General features: G+C 45.7%; 8 protein-coding genes. All 8 read left to right on the top strand.

Features of this window, described 5'->3' with window-relative positions; translation table 11 throughout:
- Window positions 1–372 precede the first annotated feature (372 nt).
- The 8 genes from rpoB (at window position 373) to rpsJ (ending at window position 13,391) form a co-directional block, all read left to right on the top strand.
- Complete coding sequence (gene rpoB, locus J2Z28_RS28365) at window positions 373–3,918, top strand: DNA-directed RNA polymerase subunit beta (RefSeq protein WP_017692067.1); 3,546 nt, start codon at window positions 373–375, stop codon at window positions 3,916–3,918.
- Between the two features lie 113 nt (window positions 3,919–4,031).
- Window positions 4,032–7,646 (top strand): DNA-directed RNA polymerase subunit beta', encoded by a 3,615-nt coding sequence (gene rpoC, locus J2Z28_RS28360; RefSeq protein ID WP_211085396.1) that lies wholly within the window; start codon window positions 4,032–4,034, stop codon window positions 7,644–7,646.
- 204 nt (window positions 7,647–7,850) lie between these two features.
- Window positions 7,851–8,102: a ribosomal L7Ae/L30e/S12e/Gadd45 family protein gene (locus tag J2Z28_RS28355; protein WP_036607175.1), complete on the top strand. Its 252-nt coding sequence runs from the start codon at window positions 7,851–7,853 to the stop codon at window positions 8,100–8,102.
- 150 nt (window positions 8,103–8,252) lie between these two features.
- Window positions 8,253–8,675 (top strand): 30S ribosomal protein S12, encoded by a 423-nt coding sequence (gene rpsL, locus J2Z28_RS28350; RefSeq protein WP_017692070.1) that lies wholly within the window; start codon window positions 8,253–8,255, stop codon window positions 8,673–8,675.
- 87 nt (window positions 8,676–8,762) lie between these two features.
- Window positions 8,763–9,233 (top strand): 30S ribosomal protein S7, encoded by a 471-nt coding sequence (gene rpsG, locus J2Z28_RS28345; RefSeq protein WP_017692071.1) that lies wholly within the window; start codon window positions 8,763–8,765, stop codon window positions 9,231–9,233.
- A 48-nt stretch (window positions 9,234–9,281) separates the two neighbouring features.
- Window positions 9,282–11,360, top strand: coding sequence for an elongation factor G (gene fusA / locus J2Z28_RS28340; protein WP_211085395.1), 2,079 nt, complete (start codon window positions 9,282–9,284; stop codon window positions 11,358–11,360).
- 95 nt (window positions 11,361–11,455) lie between these two features.
- Window positions 11,456–12,646 carry an elongation factor Tu gene (gene tuf / locus J2Z28_RS28335; protein WP_211085394.1) on the top strand — a complete coding sequence of 397 codons (1,191 nt, stop codon included), beginning with the start codon at window positions 11,456–11,458 and terminating at the stop codon, window positions 12,644–12,646.
- Between the two features lie 436 nt (window positions 12,647–13,082).
- Complete coding sequence (rpsJ, locus tag J2Z28_RS28330) at window positions 13,083–13,391, top strand: 30S ribosomal protein S10 (protein WP_017692074.1); 309 nt, start codon at window positions 13,083–13,085, stop codon at window positions 13,389–13,391.
- The last annotated feature ends 12 nt before the right edge of the window (window positions 13,392–13,403 follow it).

Genomic DNA, 13,403 nt, shown 5'->3' with positions numbered 1-13,403 from the left:
GGGGATCATTTTTTTTGCAATAGGACTATTGACTTGAAATTCAGGTCGTGGTATTATTGTAAAATGTCAGTATTAAGATGCCCTACTTGGCTTTAGCTAACTAAAAATGTCAACCTTTTTTTACGCCGAACGGGCTTATTATGCCTACGTTTGGCGTATAATATGTACATTTTGGGCAAACTGGGGATAAGAATGATTTGGAAAGACATCCGCCGATCAAAGTTGCTCTTTTTTCGAACGACATTTCGAGTAAGGGCTTTTCTTTATTTGTGGATGCATTGCTTTGCTCTGTATGTGTACCATTATAAGGTTACAAACAGAGGTTCGCAACGAAATTTTTAAAGTGAGTAGACATTGAGGGGTGAGTTTAAGTTGGCAGGACATCTTGTTCAATATGGTCGACGCACTCGGCGCAGTTATGCACGAATTAACGAGATACTCGAAGTTCCGAACCTGATTGAAATCCAACAAAAATCCTATGATTGGTTTTTGGAGGAAGGGTTGCGCGAAATGTTCCAGGATATCTCGCCGATCCAGGATTTTACAGGTAACTTGATTTTGGAATTTATCGATTACAGTCTCGGTGAACCGAAGTATACAGTAGACGACGCGAAAGAGCGTGACGTTACGTATGCAGCACCGCTTCGGGTCAAAGTCCGGCTCATTAATAAGGAAACCGGCGAAGTCAAAGAGCAGGAAGTATTCATGGGAGATTTCCCGCTGATGACCAACACTGGCACATTTATTATTAATGGTGCGGAACGGGTTATTGTCAGCCAGTTGGTTCGCTCTCCTAGCGTTTACTTCAGTACCAAAGTAGATAAAAACGCCAAAAAAACGTATACCGCTACAGTTATTCCTAACCGCGGCGCTTGGTTGGAACTGGAGATGGACGCGAAGGATGTTGTTTATGTCCGGATCGACCGTACACGTAAAATACCGGTTACGGTTCTCCTGCGTTCACTTGGTTTTGGCACAGATGCTGAGATTCTGGATCTGCTCGGTAATGACGAATATATCCGCAACACACTGGACAAAGACAACACGGATTCCACGGAGAAAGCACTCATTGAGATCTATGAGCGTCTTCGTCCGGGCGAGCCTCCAACGCTGGATAATGCGAAAAGCTTGCTCGTAGCACGTTTCTTTGATCCAAAACGTTATGACCTGGCTAATGTAGGTCGTTACAAAATGAACAAAAAGCTTCACATCAAAAACCGTTTGTTTAACCAGCGTTTGGCTGAATCACTTGTTGACGCTGAAACAGGTGAGATTATTGCTGAAGCAGGTCAAATGGTGGATCGTCGCTTGTTGGATGAAATCATGCCGTATCTTGAGAAGAGCGTTGGTTTCCGCACGTATCACGTGGGTAACGGTGTTCTGGATGCTAATGATGTTCCTATGCAAACGATCGATGTATTTTCACCAACAGAAGATGGTAAAGTAGTCAAACTGATTGCCAATGGAATCATTGACAAGTCCGTTAAAAACGTGACACCGGCGGATATCATTTCGTCCATCAGTTATTTCCTTAACCTTCTGCAGGGAATTGGTAGCACGGATGATATCGATCATCTGGGTAACCGTCGTTTGCGTTCGGTGGGTGAACTCCTGCAGAACCAGTTCCGTATCGGTTTGTCCCGTATGGAGCGTGTGGTTCGTGAGAGAATGTCCATTCAGGATGCTAACGTAATTACACCACAGGCTTTGATTAACATACGTCCTGTGATTGCATCGATTAAAGAGTTCTTTGGTAGCTCTCAGTTGTCACAGTTTATGGATCAAACGAACCCGCTGGGTGAGTTGACACATAAACGTCGTTTGTCCGCACTCGGACCCGGTGGTTTGACGCGTGAGCGCGCAGGTATGGAAGTGCGTGACGTCCATCCATCCCACTATGGTCGTATGTGTCCAATCGAGACGCCAGAGGGACCAAACATCGGTTTGATCAACTCCTTGTCTACGTTTGCTCGTGTGAATGAATATGGCTTCATTGAAGCTCCATATCGTTGGGTTGATCCGAAGACAGGTATTGTAACCGAGCAAATTGATTACCTGACAGCGGACGAAGAGGACAACTATGTTATCGCGCAAGCGAACGCAAAGTTGAACGAAGACGGTACATTTGAAGAAGAAGCGATCATTGTACGTTACAACAAACAGTCGGATAACATCCTTACGATGCCGAGTGAGCGAGTTGACTACATGGACGTATCTCCTAAACAGGTTGTATCCGTCGCGACAGCGCTGATCCCGTTCCTTGAGAACGATGACTCCAACCGTGCACTCATGGGATCAAACATGCAGCGGCAGGCGGTTCCACTCTTGATTCCTAAAGCACCACTTGTAGGGACAGGTATGGAGCACAAAGCTGCAAAAGATTCTGGTGTATGTATTATCTCCGATTATGACGGAATTATCGAACGTTCTTCTGCGAACGAAATTTGGGTCCGTCGTGTTGAAGAAGTGGATGGTCAGGAAGTCAAAGGCGATATCGTTAAATATAAATTACACAAATTTATGCGTTCGAACCAAGGAACATGCATTAACCAGCGTCCGATTGTCAAAAGAGGTGCTGCTGTCAAAGCTGGCGATATCCTCGCTGATGGTCCTTCAACGGAAATGGGTGAATTGGCTCTGGGACGTAACGTTGTTGTTGCCTTCATGACTTGGGAAGGTTACAACTACGAGGATGCGATCTTGCTCAGTGAAAAACTCGTTAAGGAAGATGTATACACATCCATCCATATCGAGGAGTATGAGTCAGAAGCACGTGATACCAAGCTTGGACCTGAAGAGATCACACGTGACATCCCTAACGTTGGGGAAGAAGCGTTGCGTAACTTGGATGAGCGCGGTATTATCCGCATCGGTGCTGAGATCAGTGCTGGCGACATTCTGGTTGGTAAAGTAACACCTAAGGGTGTAACAGAGCTTACAGCAGAAGAACGTCTCTTGCATGCGATCTTTGGTGAGAAAGCACGTGAAGTACGTGATACTTCCTTGCGTGTACCACATGGTACTGACGGTATCGTAGTAGACGTGAAAGTATTTACCCGCGAAAACGGTGATGAGCTGCCTCCAGGTGTTAACCAACTCGTTCGTGTATATATCGCTCAAAAACGGAAAATTTCCGAGGGTGATAAAATGGCTGGACGTCACGGTAACAAAGGGGTCGTGGCCCGCATCTTGCCGGAAGAAGATATGCCTTTCCTGCCAGACGGTACACCGGTTCAGATCGTTCTTAACCCACTGGGCGTACCTTCCCGGATGAATATCGGTCAAGTACTCGAGGTTCACTTGGGTATGGCGGCGATGCAACTGGGTATTCACGTAGCAACTCCTGTATTCGACGGAGCGAAGGAGTATGACGTCTTCGATACGATGGAAGAAGCAGGTATGCAACGTAATGGTAAAACTGTCCTGTATGATGGTCGTACAGGTGAAGAGTTTGAACGTGAAGTTACCGTAGGTGTCATGCACATGATCAAATTGGCACACATGGTTGATGATAAAATCCATGCCCGTTCCACGGGTCCTTACTCACTTGTTACGCAACAGCCATTGGGTGGTAAAGCCCAATTTGGTGGACAGCGTTTCGGGGAGATGGAAGTATGGGCGCTTGAGGCATACGGTGCTGCTTATACACTGCAAGAAATCTTGACTGTTAAATCCGATGACGTTGTTGGTCGGGTTAAAACGTATGAATCCATTGTCAAAGGTGAGAATGTTCCGGAACCAGGTGTTCCTGAATCATTCAAAGTATTGATCAAAGAGCTGCAAAGCTTGGGTATGGACGTTAAGATTTTGAGTGAAGATGAGCAAGAGATTGAAATGAGAGAAATGGACGATGAAGATGACGCTGCGAGCGATAAGCTCAGCCTCAACCTTGAGGGTACAGAGGTCGGAGCGGAATAAACCGCTTCGAGCGCATGATGACCGGCGTTTTTCATCAGGCTCACGTCTTGCTCCGGCTTCGGCCGGAGTGGGCGTAACCTAGATTACAGGAATTGGTTAAGGAGGGTTGCTCCTTGTTGGACGTCAACAATTTCGAATACATGAAGATCGGGCTTGCTTCCCCAGAGAAAATTCGTTCTTGGTCCCGCGGAGAAGTGAAAAAACCGGAAACGATCAACTATCGTACGTTGAAACCGGAAAAAGAAGGGCTGTTCTGCGAAAAGATTTTTGGCCCTACAAAAGACTGGGAATGTCATTGCGGTAAATACAAACGCGTCCGTTATAAAGGCGTTGTCTGTGATCGTTGTGGCGTTGAAGTAACACGTGCGAAAGTACGCCGCGAACGGATGGGCCATATTGAGCTCGCTGCTCCGGTATCGCATATCTGGTACTTCAAAGGTATTCCGAGCCGTATGGGTCTTGCTCTGGATATGTCTCCAAGATCTCTTGAAGAGATTATTTATTTTGCATCATATGTTGTAACTGATCCAGGAGAAACTCCACTGGAGAAAAAACAGCTGTTGTCCGAGAAAGAATACCGCAGCTACCGTGAAAAATACGGCTATGGTTTCCATGCTGGCATGGGCGCAGAAGCGGTTAAAAAATTGCTTCAAGACCTTGACATAGACAAAGAGCTCGAGTTCCTGAAAGAAGAGCTCCGGACTGCGCAAGGACAACGTCGTAATCGTGCAATCAAACGTCTGGAAGTTATCGAAGCATTCCGCAACTCCGGCAACAAGCCAGAGTGGATGATCATGGATGTACTTCCTGTTATCCCGCCGGAACTTCGTCCAATGGTACAGTTGGATGGTGGACGTTTTGCAACGTCTGACCTGAATGATTTGTACCGCCGTGTAATCAACCGGAACAACCGTCTGAAACGTCTGCTTGATCTGGGCGCGCCAGATATTATCGTGCAAAATGAAAAACGGATGTTGCAGGAAGCTGTTGACGCATTGATCGATAATGGTCGTCGTGGACGCCCTGTAACGGGTCCTGGTAACCGTCCATTGAAATCTCTCAGCCACATGCTGAAAGGTAAACAAGGACGTTTCCGTCAAAACTTGCTCGGTAAACGTGTTGACTATTCTGGTCGTTCCGTTATCGTTGTTGGACCTTACCTGAAAATGTATCAGTGTGGTCTGCCAAAAGATATGGCACTTGAATTGTTCAAGCCTTTTGTTATGAAAGAGCTTGTAAATAAAGGGCTTGCCCACAACATCAAGAGCGCGAAACGTAAAGTTGAGCGTGTAAGTCCTGAAGTATGGGATGTTCTTGAAGAAGTAATCAAGGAGCATCCGGTTCTGTTGAACCGTGCCCCTACGCTTCACAGACTCGGTATTCAAGCATTTGAACCGATTCTCGTTGAAGGTAAAGCAATTCGTCTTCACCCGCTCGTATGTACGGCATACAATGCCGACTTTGACGGTGACCAAATGGCCGTGCACGTTCCGTTGTCCGCTGAAGCTCAAGCGGAAGCACGTATCCTGATGCTTGCATCTGGTAACATTTTGAACCCGAAAGACGGTAAACCGGTTGTTACTCCTTCCCAGGATATGGTGCTTGGTTCTTACTACCTCACTATGGATAACAAGGAAGAAAAGGGCACAGGTATGATCTTGCGTACAGTTAACGAAGCTGTATCGGCATACCAACGTGGTACTGCTGGTCTGCATGCGCGTGTAGCTATTCCGGTTAAGGCGCTTGGTAAAACAAGCTTCACGGAAGAACAACAAGAAGGAATGTTGCTGACAACTGTCGGTAAAATTATCTTCAATGAAATTTTCCCGGCAAGCTTCCCGTATATCAATGATGCGACTCGTGCTAACCTGTACCAAGGTACTGCAGATCACTCATTTGTATATGAAAAAGGTGCTGATCTCAGAGAAGCTATTATGAATGCTCCTCTGGCTGGCGGTGTTGGTAAAGAATACCTCGGCTCCATCATTGCACGTTGTTTTGAAATTTATCACACAACGGAAACAGCCGTTATTTTGGATAAAATCAAACAACTTGGTTTCACATACTCTACACGTGCCGGTATTACGGTTGCGGTATCTGATGTTATCGTTCCGCCTGAGAAGTTTGAAATTCTTAGAAAATCTGAGGAAAAAGCACAAATCGTTACGAATCAGTACCGTCGTGGTCTGATTACGAATGAAGAGCGCTATGACCGTATCATTGATATCTGGTCAAAATCCAAAGATGACATCACTGAGATTCTGATGAAGTCCATGGATCGTTACAACTCGATCATGATGATGGTAGACTCCAAAGCACGGGGTAACAAATCGCAAATCACCCAATTGGGCGGTATGCGTGGTCTGATGGCCAACCCATCCGGTCGAATCATTGAACTCCCAATCAAATCGAACTTCCGTGAAGGTCTGACGGTACTCGAGTACTTTATCTCCACTCACGGAGCGCGTAAAGGTTTGGCGGATACAGCCCTGCGTACAGCCGATTCAGGTTACCTGACTCGTCGTCTCGTAGACGTAGCCCAAGACGTAATCGTGCGTGATGATGATTGTGGTACAGATAAAGGCTTTACGGTAAGTCGTATCCAGGATGGTAAAGAGGTTATCGAAGACCTCTACGACCGTATTGAAGGCAGATACTGCTTCGAGACTCTTCGTCATCCGGAAACGAAAGAAATCATTGTAGGTCGCAATGAATTGATTGACTCCGATAAAGCAGAAGCGATTATCAAAGCAGGTATTACTAAATTGCAAATCCGCTCCGTCCTCAGCTGCCGTGCAAGTCATGGTGTCTGCAAGAAGTGTTATGGTCGCAACCTCGCGACTGGTAAACACGTGGAGATTGGTGAAGCAGTTGGTATTATCGCAGCACAGTCCATTGGTGAGCCAGGAACACAGCTTACAATGCGTACGTTCCATACCGGTGGTGTAGCCGGAGACGATATTACGCAAGGTTTGCCACGTATCCAGGAGTTGTTCGAAGCTCGTAATCCTAAGGGTCAAGCAACGATCAGTGAAATCGATGGTGTGGTTAAAGAGATTCGCGAAGCGAAAGATCGTCGTGAAATCGAAATTCAAGGTGAAGCGGAATCCAAAGTATACGCCGTTACCTACGGTTCCCGTGTGCGCGTAAGCGAAGGCGCGGAAGTTGAAGCGGGTGACGAGTTGACAGACGGTTCCATTGATCCAAAAGAGATGTTACGGATTAAAGGCATACGTGGTGTACAAAACTACATTCTGCAGGAAGTACAACGCGTATATCGTAACCAAGGCGTAGAAATTAACGATAAGCACGTTGAAGTTATGATCCGTCAAATGCTGCGTAAAATCCGTATCGTAGATGCAGGAGATACAACGCTGTTGCCAGGATCGTTCGTGGATATGCATGAGTACGAAAGAGCTAACAAAATTGCGATTCTTAGTGATAAAGAGCCGGCGGTTGCTAAACCAATCCTGCTCGGTATTACGAAAGCATCCCTGGAAACAGACTCCTTCCTCTCGGCAGCTTCGTTCCAAGAAACTACACGTGTATTGACAGATGCAGCGATCAAAGGTAAAGTCGATCAGTTGCTCGGTCTGAAGGAAAATGTAATCATCGGTAAATTGATTCCTGCAGGTACAGGTATGCACCGTTACCGCAGCATCAAATTAGCTGAGCCAGAAGATGGCCAATCTTCAGTAGAAGAACTTGAGCCAGTTTCGGTTGATTAAATATATTTCTCCTCATTAGAGGAGAGTGAAAGTTTTGTGCGTCAGGAGACGGACGTTTGTATGATACAGGCGGACGAATCCTGATGTACGTAAACTTTTAAAAAATGTTTTAGGATTAGCATTGACATTGCTTGCGCTAGATGCTAATATATCAAAGGTGCGTGGGCAGCTGATTGTACATGGTTCTATTCGGAGGAATACACAATGTCTAATGAAAAAGCCTTGCAAGATGCTCATGTCAAAATAGGTACCAAACAGACCATGCGGATGGTGCAGACAGGTATGGCTTCTGAAGTCTATGTCGCAGAAGATAGTGATCCGCAGCTTACTTCCAAAATCATTGCTTTGTGTGAACAACACAATGTGAAATGCACGAAAGTGGATACAATGAAAAATCTCGGCAAGGCTTGCGGGATTGGAGTAGGAGCAGCTATGGCTGCTGTCGTAAAATCATAGGGTAAGGAACGTTTTTGTCCGAGAACTTTTAAGGATTCTCCAAGGCAAAAACTTTTCATTTGTCTTTTTATGAACCGCCTGGGTCTGTGGACTTAGTGCAAAGAGGTTTATAAAGAAACATGAATATTTGAGGAAGGGGGTGGCAATCACATGCCAACTATTAACCAACTGGTTCGTAAAGGACGTCAAGCAAAAGTTGAGAAGTCAAAATCTCCAGCTTTGCAAAAAGGATTCAACGCTTTGAAACGTGAATCTACTAACATCAGTGCCCCACAAAAACGTGGTGTCTGCACTCGTGTAGGTACAATGACTCCGCGTAAACCAAACTCTGCACTTCGTAAGTATGCCCGTGTTCGTTTAACGAACCGTCTCGAGGTTACTGCTTATATCCCGGGAATCGGACATAACCTTCAAGAGCACAGTGTGGTATTGATCCGCGGAGGTAAAGTTAAAGACCTTGCAGGAGTTCGTTATCACATCGTTCGTGGAGCTCTCGATACTGCTGGTGTAAACAACCGTATGCAAGCTCGTTCGAAATACGGCGCTAAACGTCCAAAAGCTAAAAAAGCCTAAACTATTATAGGCAGATAGCCTGAAAGCCTTCTGGTCTAAGTCTGGAAGGTACAGGATCTGCTGAACAAGAAAGAAAGGGGGATATCCATGCCACGCAAAGGTCCAGTTACGAAAAGAGACGTTCTGCCTGATCCGTTATACAACAGCAAGTTGGTTACTCGTTTAATCAACCGCATCATGATCGGTGGAAAACGCGGTGTTGCTCAAAGCATTCTGTATAATGCGTTCAAGTTGATTCAAGAACGTACGGGTAATGACCCTATGGAAGTATTTGAAGCAGCAATCAAGAACATCATGCCAGTCCTGGAAGTTAAAGCTCGCCGTGTCGGCGGTGCCAACTACCAAGTACCAATCGAGGTGAAACCAGAGAGACGTACTGCTCTGGGATTACGTTGGCTCGTGAACTACTCCCGCAACCGCGGTGAGAAAACAATGGAAGAGCGTTTGGCGGCTGAGATCATCGACGCTTCCAACAACACAGGCGCTTCCGTTAAAAAACGTGAAGATACGCACAAAATGGCTGAAGCGAACAAAGCGTTTGCTCACTACCGTTGGTAGGATTCAGTTCACAATAAAAAACTTCAATTTTGAAGGGAGACCCATTTCATGGCTAGAGAGTTCTCCTTAAAAAATACACGTAATATCGGGATCATGGCTCATATTGATGCGGGTAAAACCACTACAACTGAGCGGATCTTGTTCTACACAGGACGTACGCACAAAATCGGTGAAGTTCACGAAGGCGCTGCGACAATGGACTGGATGGAGCAAGAGCAGGAGCGCGGAATTACGATTACTTCCGCTGCAACTACCGCTGCTTGGAAAGGCCACCGCGTTAATATTATTGATACCCCGGGACACGTTGACTTCACTGTTGAAGTTGAACGTTCCCTTCGTGTATTGGACGGAGCAGTTGGTGTATTCAGTGCGAAAGAAGGCGTTGAGCCTCAGTCCGAAACCGTATGGAGACAGGCTGACAAGTACGGCGTACCTCGTATCGCATATGTAAACAAAATGGATATCATCGGTGCTGACTTCCTGAACGTTGTATCTGACATGCGTGATCGCCTTCAAGCGAACGCTGTTGCGATTCAACTTCCAATCGGCGCTGAAAATGATTTCAAAGGCATCATCGATATCGTTGCTCAAAAGGCTCATATGTACAAAGATGACCTGGGACAAGATATCGAAGAAGTCGAAATTCCTGCGGAATTTGCAGATCAAGTTGAAGAACTTCGCAACGAGTTGATTGAGCGCGTTGCTGAACTGGATGAAGAATTGACAATGAAATACCTGGAAGGCGAAGAGATCACAATTGATGAGATCAAAACCGTACTCCGTAAAGGTGTTGTAGATGTTAAGATATTCCCAGTTATCTGTGGATCCTCATATCGTAACAAAGGTGTTCAACTGATGTTGGATGCTGTTATCGACTACTTGCCAGCTCCAACAGATGTTGCATCGATCACGGGACATCTTGAAGATGGAACTGAAGCAATTCGTAAGTCATCCGATGAAGAGCCATTCTCCGCATTGGCATTCAAAATTATGACAGACCCTTACGTTGGTAAATTGACATTCTTCCGCGTATACTCCGGTGTTCTTCAATCCGGATCATATGTATTGAATGCCACTAAAAACAAGCGTGAGCGTATCGGTCGTATCCTTCAAATGCATGCGAACAGTCGTCAAGAAATCACTGTAGTTTACTCCGGTGATATTGCAGCTGCCGTAGGTTTGAAAGATACGGGTACAGGTGATACACTATGTGATGAGAAAAATCCGGTTATCCTGGAGTCAATGAACTTCCCTGATCCGGTTATCGAAATCGCTGTTGAACCTAAAACCAAAGCTGACCAGGATAAACTGGGTGTTGCTCTCGGTAAGTTGACTGAAGAGGATCCAACTCTTCGTGCTCATACTGACGAAGAAACAGGCCAAACGATCTTGGCAGGTATGGGTGAGCTTCACCTTGATATCATCATCGACCGTATGCGTCGTGAGTTCAAGGTTGAAACTACTGTGGGTAAACCACAAGTAGCTTACCGTGAAACATTCCGTGCTCCAGCGCGCGTTGAAGGTAAATTCGTACGTCAATCCGGTGGTCGTGGTCAATACGGTCACGTATGGGTTGAATTCGAACCTCTCGAGCCGGGTACAGGCAGCCAGTTCGAAAGTAAGGTTGTCGGTGGTTCCGTACCAAGAGAATACATTCAACCTGCACTGTCAGGGATTGAAGAGCAAATGAAAAACGGCGTTATTGCAGGCTTCCCGCTTGTAGACGTTAAGGCTACAATTGTAGACGGATCTTACCATGATGTCGATTCCAATGAGATGGCATTTAAAATTGCCGGATCTATGGCGCTTAAAGCGGCTAAAGACAAATGTAAACCAGTTCTGCTTGAGCCAATCATGAAAGTAGAAGTAACTGTTCCGGAAGAGTACATGGGTGACGTAATGGGAATGTTGAACTCCCGTCGTGGCCGCATTGAAGGTATGGATTCCCGTAGTGGAGCTCAAATCATTCGTGCTAAGGTGCCTTTGTCTGAAATGTTTGGTTACTCTACAACTCTTCGTTCCGGTACTCAAGGACGCGGCGTATTCTCCATGGAACTCTCTCACTATGAAGAAGTTCCTAAGAGCATCGCTGAAGAAATCGTTGCCAAAACAAAAGGCACCGAGTAGTTTTCTCACACTGGATGCAAGTGCATAAGAATTCAATTCGGAGCACTTCATTCAGTGAAAACATAAAATTATAATTTTAAGGAGGCCACGTTCAAATGGCAAAGGCTAAATACGAACGTAATAAACCCCACGTTAACATCGGTACTATCGGTCACGTCGATCACGGTAAAACAACTCTGACTGCTGCAATCACAACTGTATTGTCCAAAACTTACGGTGGTGCTGCAATTGCATTCGACCAAATCGACAAAGCTCCAGAAGAGCGCGAACGCGGTATCACAATCTCCACATCACACGTTGAGTACGAAACTGACACTCGTCACTACGCTCACGTTGACTGCCCAGGTCACGCCGACTATGTTAAAAACATGATCACTGGCGCGGCTCAAATGGATGGAGCTATCTTGGTAGTATCCGCAGCAGACGGCCCAATGCCACAAACTCGTGAGCACATCTTGCTCTCCCGTCAAGTAGGCGTACCTTACATTGTTGTATTTTTGAACAAATGTGACATGGTTGAAGACGAAGAGTTGTTGGAATTGGTTGAGATGGAAGTTCGCGACCTTCTTAACGAATATGAGTTCCCAGGTGACGATACTCCAATCACTCGTGGATCCGCTCGTGAAGCTCTGGCAAACCCAGATGGCGAATGGGCTCAAAAAATCATTGAGATGTTCAAAGAGATCGACACTTACATCCCACTGCCTGAGCGTCAAACTGACAAGCCTTTCTTGATGCCTGTCGAGGACGTATTCTCCATCACTGGTCGTGGTACTGTTGCTACTGGCCGTGTAGAGCGTGGTACTGTTAAAGTCGGCGAAGAGATCGAAATCGTTGGTATCACTGAAGAAACTAAAAAATCCGTTGTAACAGGCGTTGAGATGTTCCGTAAATTGTTGGATTCCGCTCAAGCGGGTGACAACATCGGTGCATTGTTGCGTGGTGTTGACCGTACTCAAATCGAGCGTGGTCAAGTACTTGCAAAACCAGGTTCTGTTAAGCCACACACAGAATTCACAGCTCAAATCTACGTTCTGACTAAAGAAGAGGGCGGACGTCACAAACCATTCTTCACTGGTTACCGTCCACAGTTCTACTTCCGTACAACTGACGTAACAGGCATCATCAACTTGCCTGAAGGTACTGAAATGGTAATGCCTGGTGATAACATCACTGTTACTGTTTCCCTGATCTCCCCAATCGCGATTGAAGAAGGAACTAAATTCTCCATTCGTGAAGGCGGACGTACAGTAGGTGCCGGTTCCGTAGCATCTATCCAAAAATAATTCGGCTTAACGCTGAATAAAGCATATGTAACAGTGTACTGGAACGAGTAACATTGTATTGTAACGAAGCTTCGGAAGAGTTCTTTATCCGACATCGGATAGAGAACTCTTTTATTATGTTTAAAGTTCGGAACCTGCGTCATACGAAATGAACATCATTTACGTGTTTAGAAGGATTGGCAAGGCAGCCTGGATATTGAGGATTAACACTGCAATAAACGAAGTCATTTCATCAGAAAAGATAAGTTTAAATGTTTTTCTTAAATATGCTTGCAATACGCCTATCTTTTCTATATAATAATGAATGTTGTTCTGTGACGTTGCGATGATGTGAGAGGTTACTGGCACACCCGGCCCCTTTGCCATGGGAGAGTGGCTAGAAAATTTTCACGGAGTATGTCCGATAAAAAATTGGGCGATAGAAGGAGGGACTAAAATGGCAAAGCAAAAAATTCGTATTCGTTTGAAAGCTTACGACCACAGAATTCTTGATCAATCCGCGGAGAAAATTGTTGAAACAGCAAAACGTTCGGGTGCTGGTGTATCCGGTCCGATTCCGCTTCCTACTGAAAAACAAATCATTACTATTCTTCGTGCGGTGCACAAGTACAAGGATTCTCGGGAACAATTCGAACAACGTACACACAAACGTTTGATCGACATCGTTAACCCGACTCCACAAACTGTGGATGCCTTGATGCGCTTGGATCTGCCGTCCGGTGTAGATATCGAAATTAAATTGTAATACAAGCTACAA

This window comes from Paenibacillus xylanexedens, assembly GCF_017874615.1.
Classification (GTDB): Bacteria; Bacillota; Bacilli; order Paenibacillales; family Paenibacillaceae; genus Paenibacillus; species Paenibacillus xylanexedens.
Note: the sequence above shows the minus strand (reverse complement) of the source record. Positions and strands in the feature narration are given on the sequence as shown.